Source organism: Flavobacterium keumense, assembly GCF_029866485.1.
Classification (GTDB): domain Bacteria; phylum Bacteroidota; class Bacteroidia; order Flavobacteriales; family Flavobacteriaceae; genus Flavobacterium; species Flavobacterium keumense.
In genome coordinates, this window is record NZ_CP092332.1 from 589,152 (window position 1) to 605,449 (window position 16,298).

16 protein-coding genes are annotated in these 16,298 nt (G+C 31.9%); 5 read left to right on the top strand and 11 right to left on the bottom strand.

The genetic code is table 11. The features are described 5' to 3' along the window. Window positions 1–117 precede the first annotated feature (117 nt). From MG292_RS02575 to MG292_RS02595, 5 genes are all read left to right on the top strand, one after another. A complete protein-coding gene (locus MG292_RS02575) occupies window positions 118–1,065 on the top strand; it encodes a hypothetical protein (RefSeq protein WP_264534254.1) in 948 nt (315 codons plus the stop codon). 92 nt (window positions 1,066–1,157) lie between these two features. Next, on the top strand, window positions 1,158–2,051 hold the full coding sequence (locus MG292_RS02580) for a DUF6602 domain-containing protein (protein ID WP_264534253.1): 894 nt from the start codon (window positions 1,158–1,160) through the stop codon (window positions 2,049–2,051). A gap of 1 nt (window position 2,052) precedes the next feature. Continuing rightward, window positions 2,053–3,117 (top strand): nucleoid-associated protein, encoded by a 1,065-nt coding sequence (locus tag MG292_RS02585; protein WP_264534252.1) that lies wholly within the window; start codon window positions 2,053–2,055, stop codon window positions 3,115–3,117. A gap of 180 nt (window positions 3,118–3,297) precedes the next feature. After that, a complete protein-coding gene (locus MG292_RS02590) occupies window positions 3,298–4,047 on the top strand; it encodes a hypothetical protein (RefSeq protein ID WP_264534251.1) in 750 nt (249 codons plus the stop codon). A 44-nt stretch (window positions 4,048–4,091) separates the two neighbouring features. Further along, window positions 4,092–4,583, top strand: coding sequence for a hypothetical protein (locus MG292_RS02595; RefSeq protein ID WP_264534250.1), 492 nt, complete (start codon window positions 4,092–4,094; stop codon window positions 4,581–4,583). Between the two features lie 389 nt (window positions 4,584–4,972). Here the strand turns inward: MG292_RS02595 and MG292_RS02600 are convergent, their stop codons facing one another. The 11 genes from MG292_RS02600 to MG292_RS02650 form a co-directional block, all read right to left on the bottom strand. Beyond that, complete coding sequence (locus MG292_RS02600) at window positions 4,973–5,683, bottom strand: IS1 family transposase (protein ID WP_264534249.1); 711 nt, start codon at window positions 5,681–5,683, stop codon at window positions 4,973–4,975. Window positions 5,684–5,849: 166 nt separating this feature from the next. Then, complete coding sequence (locus MG292_RS02605; protein WP_264534248.1) at window positions 5,850–6,221, bottom strand: hypothetical protein; 372 nt, start codon at window positions 6,219–6,221, stop codon at window positions 5,850–5,852. A 66-nt stretch (window positions 6,222–6,287) separates the two neighbouring features. Continuing rightward, window positions 6,288–6,593: a YbbC/YhhH family protein gene (locus tag MG292_RS02610; protein ID WP_264534247.1), complete on the bottom strand. Its 306-nt coding sequence runs from the start codon at window positions 6,591–6,593 to the stop codon at window positions 6,288–6,290. A 22-nt stretch (window positions 6,594–6,615) separates the two neighbouring features. After that, window positions 6,616–7,548, bottom strand: a complete 933-nt coding sequence (locus MG292_RS02615; RefSeq protein WP_264534246.1) for a hypothetical protein — start codon at window positions 7,546–7,548, stop codon at window positions 6,616–6,618. After that, complete coding sequence (locus MG292_RS02620; RefSeq protein ID WP_413614224.1) at window positions 7,545–8,099, bottom strand: DUF6932 family protein; 555 nt, start codon at window positions 8,097–8,099, stop codon at window positions 7,545–7,547. The genes MG292_RS02615 and MG292_RS02620 overlap by 4 nt, the downstream gene beginning before the upstream one ends. A 219-nt stretch (window positions 8,100–8,318) precedes the next feature. Then, complete coding sequence (locus MG292_RS02625) at window positions 8,319–8,687, bottom strand: PDDEXK family nuclease (protein WP_264534244.1); 369 nt, start codon at window positions 8,685–8,687, stop codon at window positions 8,319–8,321. A gap of 212 nt (window positions 8,688–8,899) precedes the next feature. Beyond that, complete coding sequence (locus MG292_RS02630; RefSeq protein WP_264534243.1) at window positions 8,900–11,074, bottom strand: RHS repeat domain-containing protein; 2,175 nt, start codon at window positions 11,072–11,074, stop codon at window positions 8,900–8,902. A gap of 486 nt (window positions 11,075–11,560) precedes the next feature. Next, complete coding sequence (locus MG292_RS02635) at window positions 11,561–12,055, bottom strand: PH domain-containing protein (protein ID WP_264534242.1); 495 nt, start codon at window positions 12,053–12,055, stop codon at window positions 11,561–11,563. A 10-nt stretch (window positions 12,056–12,065) separates the two neighbouring features. Then, window positions 12,066–13,274 (bottom strand): RHS repeat-associated core domain-containing protein, encoded by a 1,209-nt coding sequence (locus tag MG292_RS11350; protein WP_413614223.1) that lies wholly within the window; start codon window positions 13,272–13,274, stop codon window positions 12,066–12,068. A 44-nt stretch (window positions 13,275–13,318) separates the two neighbouring features. After that, window positions 13,319–13,960: a hypothetical protein gene (locus tag MG292_RS02645; protein WP_264534241.1), complete on the bottom strand. Its 642-nt coding sequence runs from the start codon at window positions 13,958–13,960 to the stop codon at window positions 13,319–13,321. A gap of 7 nt (window positions 13,961–13,967) precedes the next feature. Then, entirely contained in the window at window positions 13,968–16,088 is a 2,121-nt protein-coding gene (locus MG292_RS02650) for an RHS repeat domain-containing protein (RefSeq protein ID WP_264534240.1), read from the bottom strand. Between the last annotated feature and the right edge of the window lie 210 nt (window positions 16,089–16,298).

The window sequence follows — 16,298 nt, forward strand, 5'->3', positions numbered from 1 at the left end:
AGTATAGAAATATGGTATTCCCAACAATAAAGCGCTTAATCATAAATGGATGTACGCATGTTTGTAAATTCGAATGTACGCAATGCGTATATTTGGGTGTTATAGGAAATTATACACATGAATACAATAGGATTTTTATCGTTTGAACCTTGGTATATTTTGGAGGAAACACCAATCGCAAAAGATATACTGTTTTTTGACAAATTAATGTTCAGTTCAGCAAGTATTGCATCTGCAGAATTAGTGTGTTCAAATCTGCCTTTAAGACCATGCGATAAGGACTTAGTGAAGCGAAAGCTGAAGGAAATAGAAATATATATGAAGGCAGGATTAATTATTGATTATTCTGCTAATGATTTCAAAAAAGACTATGCAATTTTCCACTCAATTGATGAGACCAAAGATTTAGGTCAATACTTAATTGAAAGCGACTTTGAAAACCCATATTTAGATAAAAACAATCCGAAAGACAATATTTTTGGTTCTCTTAGTTCGTTAAGAGAAATAGTCGAATTAAAATCTCGGATTTTTTCAATTATTAATAACTCTAAGAGTTCAGACCATTACATACCAATTATTCGAGAAAAATATAAGAAGACATTAATCACAGAGAAGTTAGATATTTCGGATGCTGTTAGAGTAGTATTAAAAAAAATTCCAATTATAAATGAAAATATTTCTATTGAAAATGTCATTGAGTTTAAATCCGATCCCGACACAAAATTAAAATTGGGTCGTTTACGAAATTGGATAACCGAAGTATCTAACACAAAAATGAGTACGAAGGAAATGGAAGAGAAAATAGAATATCTTCTTTTGGAGTATTCGAATCATATGAATCTCCACAGAATTGAATACGATTTTGGGAAAATTGAAACTATAGTATCAACTTCCTTGTCTTTCATTGAAAATTTAGCAAAATTGAAGTTAAGTGAAGCTAGCAAAGTAATATTTGATTTGACTAGAACTGAAATTCGATTGTTAAAAGCGGAGAATAGTGCACCAGGTAAAGAAGTAGCCTTTATTAATAAATTGAATAAAATAACTTCCTATAACAGCTTGTAAGCAATATTACCTTGCCGCAGGCGCAACACAAGGCAACATCGCCTACAAGCAAACCGTTGGTGGCAATACTACAGAATCTACACACCTAACAAATGAGCAACAAAAAAGATAAAGATTTTAAAAAGCTTTCAATTGACACCTTCTTCAATTTTGAAGCAGACGGAATTGATATAGCCCAAAGTCAAGTCAAATTAATTCATAATTCCGGAGATATTTACGCTTCTGGAAGTCAGTTAGAAGTTGCTATTAGGAATTTCTTCAAAAAGAAACTACCAGAGAAGTATTATATAAGTAATGGTCATATTATAGACACTAGCCTTTCAACTAGTCCTCAATTAGATTTAATCATTGCTGACAATTTTAGAACACCAATTTTATACAAGACATTTGATGAAACAGAATATTTGACATATGAATCAATTTATGCTTATGCTGAAATTAAATCGAGTTGGAATAAAAAACATATTGACGATTTTGTAACTACAAAAGAAAGGCTTAATAAATTCTTAACGAGAGAAAATATTAGCCCACAATTTTTAGATGCTGGAGGAAAAGGAATAATGCTGAATATTCCAACTACTACAAATGAATATAAAAATCCTTTATTTTCTTTTATGTTTATAGGCGACAGTTCATCATTTTCATTTGAACATATTAAGGATTATTACAATAAAACTGATTGGAAGTTTTTGCCAAATATCATTTGTCTTTATGATAGAGGGTTAATAGTTAATATAAACAAAGCAGAATTAGAAAGCAATATATTTAAAGTGAACTTATACCCAGAATTTATAAATAAAAATAATGAGAATAATGAATGGATTCTTTTAAAGTTTGACAAGAAAAGAAGCTCATTAGGCACATTGTATTATATGGTTTTAGAGCACTTAAATACTTGCGTTTTGGGAAGTCCAAATATGCTTGAGTACTTACAGAATATTTTTGAAATTAACCCTAACAATATTGACTTTATAAACGAATTTTAATATGATAGAAATTAGCGAATTAGAAATAAATAGAATAGTAATACACAGAGTTCATAAGAAAACTGATAGTGATGAGTTTGGGTTTGCAGAATATTCTGAAAATCTCTTTACATTTGGTGCTTTAGAACTTGAAACACTAAAAAGTAGAATTGGCACTGCATTTTCCAAGGCTAAAAGATTTTTTAAACTTGAAATTGCTAAATCAGACGATAATTCATTTTATGGATATTCGAGGAGTATTAAAAATGCAGATAATGATAGATTTTTAGACTTATCAAAAAGCATTTCAGATTTGTTAGCAATGAGTCATAATAAAAAGACCATTCCAGCTGGCTTATTGCTCATTCTTGATGGCTTTTTGCACAGAAAACACTTTGTACTTGTAATTAAAGCAGAATTACAAGAAGCATTTACAATCAAAGAGTTTAACAATCAGAAACTAATTGAACTTGTAAATGATTTATTCCTCTCACCAGCAAAAGATTTTTACAAAATAGGTTTTATTATTGAAGATACAAATAATCTTACTCCACCGAATGATATATATTCTTGTTATATGTATGATGACAATTTTAGCAGTGGCAAACGAGATTTAGCAGAATATTTTTATAATGAGTTTTTAGGTTTTCAAACAAACAGAAATGATAAATTGGTTACAAAAAGATTTAAAGATGACTTATTTCAATTCATTGAAACTAATGTAGCATCATTTGAAGATAAAAGAGGGCTTAAAAACGCTTTAAATACATTATACAGAGAAAACACAACAGGAATAATAAATCCTCAAGAATTTGCAGAAACTCACTTTCCAGAAAATTTATTAAGATTGTTTGGAAGTGAAGTAGGTTCAAATTACCCTACTTCTTTCACTAAAGACTTGACTTTAGTAGAAAGAAGTTTAACGAGAGGACAAATAAAACTTGTAGATGACCTTAAAATCGAAGGACCTTTAGATGCAATAGATAATGTATCAATTTCAAGTGGACAAAATTTTGACTTTGAAAGATTAAGAATGCAAATAGAAAACGGTGAGATAAGACAAGTAATAACAATTAAAACCGAATAAAGTACTGCCACCAACAGCATATTTATGAAATGGCGGGTTTAGTGCTAAAATGAAACTATGTGTATCAAAGAAAGTTAAGTACAAAAAAGAAACATCGGTTTTCAAAAGCCTCCACTTCATAAATATGCAAAACGTTGGCAGTAATTTTAAAGCCGTACAGAAATCTAAACAACTAAAAAATTGGAAAACAAATACATTTTTACAGTATTTTATCAGAATAATAAATTTCTATCACATTCAAATTTATATGGACACGATATATGTATTGTCTGTGAAGAAGATGATAGACCGCCAAATTGCTTATTTACATCTCCACATTTATCAAGTTTAATTAATCCAGAAGAAATTTGGGCAAGAGCATTAACTTTAATGTCTTTATACAATGGAGTAGCGAATTTATATTGCACAATAAACGATGATTATGATGACACTTCTAATCAAAAACTTGTCAAAATGTTTATTTGGGATAAGTTTATAGATATAACTCCACAAAATAAATTTGATATCGCTCAAAGTTATCCCTTTGATGACGAATTAGTCTTGGATACAAAATTTTTATCAGTCAAAAACAGATTTGCTTATTTAATAAATTTATCAAAAACAGAAAATGATATTTTGCATATTCTTCTACAATTAGGTAATGGATTGGAATGGATTAATTTATACTCAATATTTGATTCACTTCGAACTTATTCAAAAAAAATTAATAAAAATCATTTCAAAAATATATTAGCTGATTCAGGTTATTCAGAAACAGATATTCACGCATTTACAGGAACAGTAAATAATTATGGAATACTTGGTGTTAAAGCAAGACACGGAGAATTAGGTATTGGAATGCCTCAAAAAACACTTAATTTAAAAGAATCTCAAATTCTAATTCTCTCTATTTGTAAATCATATATGAAATTGACTTATAGTGTAGAATAAAATTTATAATTACCGCTAAAATAACTCATAAAAATAATGAATTAATGACTTTAAACGAACAAAATTTTTACTCACAAATTGGTCAAATATCAATTGGTTTTTCAAATCTTGAAAGCCAAATAAAAGAACTTATTTATATCTTAATTAAGTCCGAAGATGAATTTGTAAGTTCTATAATGTTAGAAGATAATTCAATTAGTCAAAATCTAAAACTCTTATTAAAATTATCGAAATATCACGAAATTGAAGAAGTCAAAATTAAATCTTTACATAATTCAATTGATAAGATTAGAATAAACAGAAATCTATTTATTCATGGGCTTTGGAGTTTACACGAAACCGAAAATGGATTGGTCTTTGTTTGCGAGGTTAGAAAAGTAGAATTTAAAAAAGTAACTCATGGGTTCGTAAAAATATTAAATAAATTTCTTGAGTTCAAGCCACAAGATTTTGAAGATGAATTAACTCAAATAAAAAAGTGTTCAGAAATTGCAGTAGAAATTACGAACACTTTAAAAGAAAATAGATATTGGTAAAAAAAATACTGCCAACAGCGGTAACTGTTGCACAACTACCATTTTTTAAAATATCCCGAAGCATCGGGACAAAAAACATAAAATTCCGACCTCGTTTAAGCCCTTTTAAGCGAGGTTTGTTATTTAGTTCTTATAGAAAATTCTAAAATTTTGGGTGCTTAAATTTGAGATTATGACGTCTTGATAGACCGTTTTTACAAAAGCAAAGCACTTCCCTTGTTTTAGGGAAATAACTTGGGCTAAAATGGATGGTTTTTTGATGGTAAAGCGTAAGTATTTAGCTTCGCTGCAACTTCGTGGACTTCAAGTTATAGGTTAAACTTGCCATTAATACGTGTTTGTTTGCGTTTTGATACCTCGGTTGTTTTTAGGCGTTTACTCTTCGGAAGTTATCTAGACCAAAAATAAATCCTTAGCACTGCGCTGAGTACAAGCAAACTTTTAGAAAAACAAATTGACCTTCTATTGAGACGTTTTAATTGAGTACGGAGACTCAGATTCTTTCTTTCAATTCTATTGGTTCCAAAACGGGTAACTTTATGAATAGTGTTGTGAATTAAAAATTTGTAGTGAATCAACCCATCAGTATAAATTCGTTTGGGATTGGAAAGTACTACGGTTTTAATAACTTGATTGAGTGTTTTCTTGGTTCTTGAACCAACAGCAAAACTGATTACATTTTTATTGACTCTATCTAAAGCATATACAATCCAAATTACCTTCCCTTTATGTCGTAAAAAAGTTCTCATCTCGTCTACTTCATATATTTGACTCGAACTAATGGGTGGCGATTGAACTCCTTTGGCAATGAATACTATACGTTTTAGTAAAGTGGTGGTAGAAATACATAAAATGCGAGCCATACTTCTAATTCCCATACCCTCTTTAATAAGCATTACAATATGGGCATTGATTTCTTTACCATAACCATTATTTGTATAAAAATCGATACATCGTTTCGTGCACGTTTTACAATAAAATTGTTGTTTTTGGTTAGCAGTAAACCTATTTTTAATAAGTGTAGGAGCAGTACAATGAGGAAAAATTTTAGTATCGCAAATTTTGACTCGAGCTTTTGCGAACTGAACGAAGTTATACACCAGGACTGATAAAAAGCCATTTTAAAAGATTTAAGCGATAATAAATATACAAAAGGAGAGACATACAGCCTCTTCTTTTGTAAAATAAATTAACTTAAACATTGATTATCAATACAGTAACTTATTGATTTAGAGTCATCACTAATTTTGATACATCAACGAAATTTTACACTATCTGCAAGACCGGATTAATTCGTTTAACATCTCTACTATGGTCTTCAATAATTTTAATAAAGATTCTACGAGGTACATAAGTAAATACTAAAACGAAAATAACTCCTAGGTAAAATCCCTCTATAGATAAGTTAAATTTAAGCCAAATTAAGCAAAAAATAAGTAAATTATTTAGTCCAAGTAATAAGGAAGTCCCTGTTAAAAACCAATATATGATTATTATAGAATTTCTATGATAAAAATAATAATTTAACTTTATTTTTACATTTTCTGGATTTTTTCTAATCTTTTGAATCCATTTAAAAGTAGCTATACTTACCATTAAAACATCTAACCAATCTAAAAATAAATTAATGTATTTCATCGTGTATAAATTTATAATTGTTATTGATTTTAATACGCTCCCGTTAAAGTATAAACAATTGAAGTTCTATTTACCATGTGTTATTTTTAGAATTTCACAAGTTTTCGCATTGATTTCGGCATATGGTACACCACCATCTGAGTTTTCAGGTAATGTCCCCTCAACTACCCAAATAGTGTCATTTTTTAATTTCACAATAAACGGAGTTTGTTTATAGATTTCCTTACCATAAATTTTAAGCCATTCTTTTTCGGCAATTTTAGTAGCAGAATTTTCATTGTTTGAACAATATTTTTTATCCAATTCAATTTTGTTCTTGCAACTGGAAATTGATATTAATATTAATAAAATTGTAAATTTATATGTTTTCATACCATAAGAGTAATATAATAGACTAATTTACTTTTTTATTCTCAATTGGCTTTATTTCAAGTAATTCATAACTTAACTTTTCTGTACCAGAAGTAAAAATAGTTTTATAAAAATTGAGATGAAAAACACATGATTTGTTCAAATAGTTTTTGTCATATTCAAGTATTTTTTCCTCGGTTAATTCTGGGCCTATAATGCCTGTAATAGTTTTCCCATCTTCATCTGTAATTTCAAATTTACTACTGTCAAGTAAAAACCCTCGCAAAATTCCATTAATAATAATTTCAGAATCTTCATTTACCGTTAGATTAACTCTTTCAAAACCTTGATGAATTTGCTCTTCAGTTATGTTAATCCCATACGAACCTGATTCTATTTTTAGAATTGATTTTTCCTCATCAATCTGTTTCAAAAAAGCTTTTAAGTTATTAAGATTTCTTTTGGGAGTATGTTCAATAGCTTCTTCGAATGCCTCATTACTACTTGTTGTAGCAGAAATTAATTCCATTACTTGATGGATTGCTGTACCTACCTCTTGCTCCACAAACAAATCCGTTGATTCTAATTGAGATAACTCTATTCCAAATGAACCAATTGGTAAAGCCGTTAAATATAAATCTGAAATACTTGTTTTCTTAGCTCTCCCTCGTTTACCAACTTCACCAAAGCGCACTAAAGCCGTTTGAGTTTTTATTAGTTCTTGAATAGGATTGATTGTTTTACTTACAAATTTTGATTTTATTCCGATAGAACCCATAACGGCTCCGCCACTAAATAACAATCTTATTTTTGGTTCTTTCGAATCCTTTGGTAAACCTTCTAGTTTATTTTTCAAGAAATTTAATTTTTCTTGAAAACTAACGGACATTAGAGGGTGTCCCTTAACTAAATTCAACATTCTTTCAGTATCTACAATCTGAGCTTTCGTTTGTTCAATTTCCCAAAATAAACTCATAACATAACTTCTTTAAGATATTTAACAGATTCAGCATCGAGTTCCGGAGTATTTAATTCTAAACGCAATATCCCTTTCCATATATTCAACCGATTATGAGTAAACAACTGTATCCAATACCTTGTTGACTCTACCGTAACCTCAGGACTAAAACAATAATCTACTGGGTAATGGTCTAATTTATATTTTTCTTTAGAAATCAATGGATTAACAAATTCTAAAAATTCAACAGGTATTTTCTCTTGAAGTTCAGTAGTCAATCCTCCAAAGAAAGTTACCAAATCTAAATCTCTTGGGGCTCTGTTTTCAGCAATCTCAATATTTTCAATGAAGCTTCCATCTAACCATTGAAATCCTTGCTTTATACCTAAATCGTTCATTTTTTTTCTAAACAATAGTAGTCCTTTCAAAATTTCAATTCTCTCTTTTGAGGTTGCAAATGTTGTACAAAGTTCTAATGTTGTACAACAATAAGGACTCAAATGTTCTTTAAGAGTTGGGTTTCCTAGATGCGGGGGTATTACATTATTATGGTCAAAATTTGGTATCAATATTGCTTATTAAATAGTTTAAATTAATTTATAATTTTTTGATTAAATTACAGTACGGGGACAAAACAAATATATTATTAAATATAGTGTATTTGCCTATTTATTTTGTCGCTAGCTGTTATTTTTAGCAGTTACAATTGATACACTTGCGTCTACTGAGAATTTTTAATTCACTAATTAGCAATTGTATCACCATTACTAATTTTGATACATTACCCTTTACCACTTCACTCGTATCAATTTACCTGAATAAATAACTATCTCTCCTTCTTTACCTTTGTTTTTATTTTTCAAATCTTTAGTCTTAAAGTAAATTGTATCATTAGGCATTTCATCCTTATAAAATTCCATTTGTAAAGAGGTATTTGTATCTTTTAAAAGTATTCTTTGGTTTGAATACTCAATTTTACCTTTAACAGTTTTTCCATCAGAAAGTTTTCTTTTGTAAATATTGCCATCAAAGTTGACTATGCAATTTTGAGAATTAAATTCCTCTTCAAATTGCATCTCATATCTTCCTTTAATCATACTTTCCTGCGGTAAAATAAATCCACAAAAAACTAGATAAATAATTCCTAAAAATTTCATATCCTAAATATATTAATTAAAAAACTTTAAAATCTCACTTATTAAAACATAAATTCCCATTAAAAATAAAATTAAACCTGACATAAACAATTTTATTTCAGCTGGAAATAGCATAGTTTTGGTACTAGTCTTATAAAATTTATTTCTTATCATTATTATTACACCAGCAACAATAAAGACAATACCTAATAAAAAAAGCGTCATATTCGTATTTATTTTCTTTTATCTTCAATGATTTTTTCTGTTGCCTTTTGTCCCGCCATTGTTGTTGCTTGGATTATAGATTCAGAAACCATATTTTTACCTGCTTTAACAGTAGCTTCACCAGCAACGGTTTGAGTTCCCTTAACCCCGGCTTTGCCTAACTCTCCAAAACCAATGCTTAATCCAACTTTAACACCATTGTCAATGACTGTTTCTTTTGAAAGTCCTTCAGTACTTAAATTATCTAAAACTTCTAAACCTAAAAAGGTATTACTTATAGCTTCTCCAGCACCTGCAAGTGGTGGAAATGTTACTAACCCTATAGCTGTTATTCCATCCCCAACTCCTTGCCCAACAGCAGTAATCTGTTCTACACCACTTTTATTTCTATCTATTATGGCTCCAGTCTGAGTTGTATATGCGCCATCAGCCGAATTCATTGTTTTCCCATTAATGCTGAATTTTCCACCTTCTTGAAAACTAACCACTTCATTAGTCTTATCATTGGTTCCCCTACCTTTTGCAAACACTTGGCTTGCTGTAGAGTATCCTTTATCTTTTGCCTCTTGTAACGTTTTTATTTTAGGGTCATAGGTTAGATGCTGTTTCCCGTCTTGTCCAGTCCAATTAATCCAATCGACAGGTTTCATCCCATCAGGGTCAATAAATCTAATTGGGTTATCAAAAGCATAATTGTATGGAGACCATCTACGCATTTTCTCCGCCAATGGGTCAACATTACTCCAACCAGCTCTTGCAGAGTCATACATACGTGAGCCATAATCATACATATTCAACCCTAACTCTTCTTGCAACTCCTTACCGTTAAAAAGTCTTCTGTTTTCAGGAACTGGTGAAATAGGATTATACCCATTATGCTTCAATCCAAATGGATAGTAGTTGCTTTCTTCTAAAATTGTAAGAACGTTGGTGCTTGGGTTTTTGGTGTAACTCAATCGAGTATTCCTTAAATGGTCAGTGTAGTTAAACACATAACTGTAAGCATTAGTGCTACCCATAGGAGTATTCTTCACATACCCCTCCGCCGTTGGAAAATACTGCAATGCTGTATTTTTGTATTGGTAGCCTCCCAAATAATCTGTTGTCACTACACTGGCTGGTGTGGTGGTAGTTACTACCTTTTGTACCTTTTGCCCTGCCGCATTGTAAATATAAACAATATTTCCTGTTGTAAATACAATTTTTGTAGGTAGGTTCAAGTGGTTGTAGGTGATAGCCGTGATTTTCTTGTTCTTGTCCAAGGTCATATTACCATTGACATCATAAGCATAATCATTTCCTGATTTATTAAAATCGTTAAAACCACTGGTATTATTAGTATTATCCACCACACTCATAAGTTTATTAGAGTTAGTAGCATAGCCATAACTTAAATTATCAATTCCTATGGTTCCTGTTTGTACATCTCTATCGCCATTGCGTTTTAATGTCAAGATGTTTCCGTTCTTGTCGTAAGTCAGGTTTTCATTATACATATTAGTCACCACGTTTGATTTTTGATAAGTAGCGTCTTTCAAACGATTCAACTGGTCGTATTTGTAACCGTAGTTTCTCACAAATCCACCATCGGTGGCTGTGCTCCAAAACGTCTCAGCAATATTTCCATTATAGAGTTTGTTTGCCACAGCTACACTACCCTCTACCGTATTGTAATTGATTTTAAAGCCAAACAAATCCGCAGGGTCTGAGCCTTGTTGTAAAGCATTAGGATTATTAATGGATTTCATCCACCCTCTTATGTTATAAGTATAATCCACTTTTTGAAGCGGTGTGGCGATGGTATTCCCTACTTTTTTACTCACGAGTTGCCCCAACTCATCATAGGTATTCTCTGCCAAGAGTTGCTCTGCTCCACCGTTAATTTGGTGGGTATGTTTCATTAATCTATCCTGTGCCGAGTAGGTAAAATTCTGTTTTACCACCAGTTCAGTATCGGTTATCAAACGTCTATGGCACTCTATGGTGTATTGCACCTGACCCGTAAAAGCATCTACTTTACTGTCAGTGTACGTATATCCGCCCAAATAGTTTTTGTTGTGCGTGCGCACTGGGTGGTATTTAACATCATACAAGGTATGTGCTGTTTCGCCCTTGGTCTCTGCCGTGGTAGTAGCCACTCGTGTCCAAGAACCTGTTGCCAAACCTTTTACTGAAGTTGCCACGGTTTGTCCTTCTATGGTTTTGTTTTTTTTTTAGCAGCACCCATCGCATCTTCTCAACCCGTACTGTCCCGCTATCCGCTATATCCCCTCGCGGGGGGTTGTCGCTGCTATCGGGGCTAGAATACCCGTTTATTTTTCAGTACTCAAAAAAAAGGAGAGACATACAGCCTCTCCTTTTGTAAAATAAATTAACTTAAATATTGATTATCAATATGTTAAATTATGAAATTTGAGTCATCACTAACTTTGATACACGAGGACGTATTAAAAGCCATTTTTAGCGTTTTTAAGAAACAATAAAAATAAAAAAAGAGAGACATATAGTCTCCCCTTGTTTAAAATAAATTAATTTAAATATTGATTATCAACATATTAAAATATGGAATTTGTGTCATCACTAACTTTGATACACGACCCACTACCGATACTCACATACCACACGAAAGGATTCGTGCGGGAGCGGGGGGTCTTTGATTTATCATCACTCTAAATAAAAAATGAAAAACCTTTTCTTCTTTCAAATTTAACTCCTTTTAATATTTGCAATGGTTTTTCCAAATCATATTCTAATAAATTTGTCATTATAAAAGACCTACCATCTTTAAGGTAAACTCTTGCTACTCTAAAACTTTCAAATGTTGTATACGGAATACCCCATTTATCCATATTAGCAGATTTACAAATAACTATTTTTTTTATATCTGCAGAATAAAATACCTCTTTTTGTCCATTTTTCACCCTCTCTATTTTATCCTCTTTTATACTAAAGTTCTCTCCTTTATTCTTTAAATAATAAACCAAATGAAGATAAAAGGTAAAAGAAAATTGAATTAGAAGAAAAATATAAAAAACAATAAATCCACTAGTACTACTATACTTATTATACAAATAAAGACATAAAGGAATAAACAATATGGTTTGTAAAAAAAAGTCATACCAATTGTATAATTGACTTTTAAGGTTTATTTTAATATTCTTCATAAAACAAGATTTAAGGGTGGAAATTAGAATATCCGTGATTATTATTGATTTCATAAACACCCTGATTAATCACAGGCATTACATTATTGTTCCAACCGTCATATATGATTTCTCCAGCACTTGTGCCAAGCCCAACAACGAACCCAGCAATGGTGCCAACAGGTCCTCCAAACTCTGTACCTACTGCTGATGAAGTTACTATAGTAGCGGTATTACTTCCTAATCTATAAGATAGTCTCGCTCCACTTAATTGTCCATTATAATAACTTTTAACATCTAAAAAAGTACTATAACCCATCGCAACATTATTAACTTTACCTAAAACTTTCCCAGCCTTTGAATAACTAGCATATTTTGAAGAGAATTTACCCAAAGTTCCTATTCTATCTTTGATAGATAGACCTTGTCTAATCTCCAACATTCTCAATTTTTTTAAAGAAATTGCTACTTCTGCTACTTCTGAAATTTTACTTGGGTTGTCTTTAATATTTTGTGCTAAATTATTTTTTTTCTTTGGTTTATCTTCATTTGAATCACCATCTTCTTTTTCAACTTCATTATCAGCATCCGATGCAGTGACAGTATATTTAGGTTTTACATATCCATTAGGGTTCGCAACATCAATTCCATCTCCTCCAGCTTGCCTATCCATATCGGCTCTTCTATTGGAGTTCCATTCAGAATTACTCATTCCGCTACTTCTATCGACTTGCGATTTGTAAGCCTCCATCCCATCAGGGTCAATAAATAACACAGGATTATTAAGAGCATAAGTATAAGGAGAAAAACGTCTTGACGTTTCCGCTAACGGGTCAATATTCATCCAACGTCCTAATGCAGGGTCATAGTTTCTAGCACCATAATCATAGGAATTTAGCCCCAACTCTTCTTGCAACTCCTTACCATTAAAAAGTCTTCTGTTTTCAGGAATTGGAGAAATTGGATTATACCCATTATGCTTGAGCCCAAATGGATAGTAGTTGCTTTCTTCAAGAATTGTAAGAACGTTGGTGCTAGGGTTTTTGGTGTAACTCAAACGCACATTACCCAAATGGTCAGTGTAGTTAAACACATAACTGTAGGTGTTAGTCCCACTAACAGGAGTGTTTTTCACATAGCCCTCTGCCGTTGGAAAAAACTGCAATACGGTATTTTTGTATTGGTAACCACCTAAATAATCTGTAGTAGCTACACTAGTTGGCGTGGTAATGGTTATCAACTTCTATAAATAATTTGAAATTCTAATTCTAGGATAATTTTATTTTACCAAATCAACCCCCAAAAAATTAAAGTTTTATTTTTACTATTTATAGCAATGCCTTTTGAATAACCATTTTCCCATTCTTTCGGCATTTGGGGATTAGGCAGTAATTCAAATTCCTTAAAATAGTTACCCGATTTAGCTTCTAAAATATAAATATCAAAACCAGCTTCTAATTTTAGTTCATTATTCTCTTTCGGGTAACTGTAATCTATAAAATTTGGAATAGGATATAAATTTTTATAACAATCTTGATTTATCTTGGTACTATCTTTAATAATAGTAGCTTCCATTTTTTCAAGAGATTCAAAAGTATCAAACCGATTAACAATTAAAAGACACTTATCCTCAGATTTGTATTTAGCTATATATTTATTTTGTATATGTGATATTAAAGAATCTATTGTATTTCTATCAACTTTATATTCGTAAAGCATAAAACAAACATTGTTGTTTGATAAATCTTTATTTTTAACAATACTATTGGGAAAACTAGTTACTTGATTAGGAAAATGATTCGTTAGTTCTCTATTAAACTCATTTTTATACCTAATATATTTTTCTTTAGTTTTCTTACTAATAGATTGCCCATTACAACTAAAAATAAGCATAGAAAATCCGAATAATAATAATAATTTTTTCATCTTAATTTTATTTTGAGATAATTTGTTGTACTAAATCACCTATTATTTGCAGTGGTTTGAGTATGTTATTTGAAGTTTCTTTTGAGCCATAAACAGATGTATTATTATTATCTTGCCCATAAGGTTTCGTAAGGATATACTTTGTAGTTTCTATACTACTGTAAGTACTTGAACTTGATTTAATTTGAATATCAGCTTTAGAATCTAAATTTTCAGGTTTAGCATAAGTGATTTTACTTTCTCCAACTTGTTTTATAGTACTATGTGTTAATGATATATTCTCTTCTCCAACTTTCCCTCCTGAAGTATATTCTGTTTCAACAATTTTTACTTTTTCAGCTTTATTATATCCTTGCTTTTCCATAAATACTTCAGAGTTTTCAACAACGCTAGCCCCTTGTTCTCTAATTTTATTTGCTTTTCCATTTTTATCCCCGAACATATTATCTGCCCCTAAACGTTCATAATTTTTTGCATCACCAGCTCCAATTTTATCAGCAGTAGATTGTGTAAGTTTTGATTGTCCTTCAACATGTACAACTGTACCTGTTTTTGTATTAACAAACCAATCAGTAGGCGCCATCCCATCAGGGTCAATAAATCGAATTGGGTTATCAAAAGCATAATTATATGGAGACCATCTACGCATTTTCTCCGCCAATGGGTCAACATTACTCCAACCAGCTCTTGCAGGGTCATACATACGTGAGCCATAATCATACATGTTCAATCCCAACTCTTCTTGCAACTCCTTACCATTAAAAAGTCTTCTGTTTTCAGGAACTGGCGAAATAGGGTTATACCCATTATGCTTCAATCCAAATGGATAGTAGTTGCTTTCTTCTAAAATTGTAAGAACGTTACTGCTAGGGTTTTTAGTATAACTCAATCGAGTATTCCCTAAATGGTCAGTGTAATTGTACACATAACTGTAGGTGTTAGTCCCACTAACAGGGGTGTTTTTCACATAGCCCTCTGCCGTTGGAAAAAACTGGAGTTCGACAGGCTCACTCGCAGTTTTCTTTCTGTATTGGTAACCTCCTAAATAATCAGTCGTGGTTACGGTTGTGTTTTCTGTTACCACTTTCTGTACTTTTTGCCCACTAGCGTTGTAAATATACACAATATTTCCTGTTGGAAAAACTATTTTTGTAGGTAAGTTCAAGTGGTTATACACAATGCTTGTGATTTTCTTGTTCTTGTCCAAGGTCATATTACCATTGGCATCATAAGCATAATCATTTCCTGATTTATTAAAATCGTTAAAACCACTGGTATTATTAGTATTATCCACCACACTCATAAGTTTATTAGAGTTAGTAGCATAGCCATAACTTAAATTATCAATTCCTATGGTTCCTGTTTGTACATCTCTATCGCCATTGCGTTTTAATGTCAAGATGTTTCCGTTCTTGTCGTAAGTCAGGTTTTCATTATACATATTAGTCACCACGTTTGATTTTTGATAAGTAGCGTCTTTCAAACGATTCAACTGGTCGTATTTGTAACCGTAGTTTCTCACAAATCCACCATCGGTGGCTGTGCTCCAAAACGTCTCAGCAATATTTCCATTATAGAGTTTGTTTGCCACAGCTACACTACCCTCTACCGTATTGTAATTGATTTTAAAGCCAAACAAATCCGCAGGGTCTGAGCCTTGTTGCAAAGCATTAGGGTTATTAATGGATTTCATCCACCCTCTTATGTTATAAGTATAATCCACTTTTTGAAGCGGTGTGGCGATGGTATTCCCTACTTTTTTACTCACGAGTTGCCCCAACTCATCATAGGTATTCTCTGCCAAGAGTTGCTCTGCTCCACCGTTAATTTGGTGGGTATGTTTCATCAATCTATCCTGTGCCGAGTAGGTAAAATTCTGTTTTACCACCAGTTCAGTATCGGTTATCAAACGTCTATGGCGCTCTATGGTGTATTGCACCTGACCCGTAAAAGCATCTACTTTACTGTCAGTGTACGTATATCCGCCCAAATAGTTTTTGTTGTGCGTGCGCACTGGGTGGTATTTAACATCATACAAGGTATGTGCTGTTTCGCCCTTGGTCTCTGCCGTGGTAGTAGCCACTCGTGTCCAAGAACCTGTTGCCAAACCTTTTACCGAAGTTGCCACGGTTTGTCCTTCTATGGTTTTGTTTTTTTTTTAGCAGCACCCATCGCATCTTCTCAACCCGTACTGTCCCGCTATCCGCTATATCCCCTCGCGGGGGGTTGTCGCTGCTATCGGGGCTAGAATACCCGTTTATTTTTCAGTACTCAAAAAAAAGGAGAGACATACAGCCTCTCCTTTTGTAAAATAAATTAACTTAAATATTGATTATCA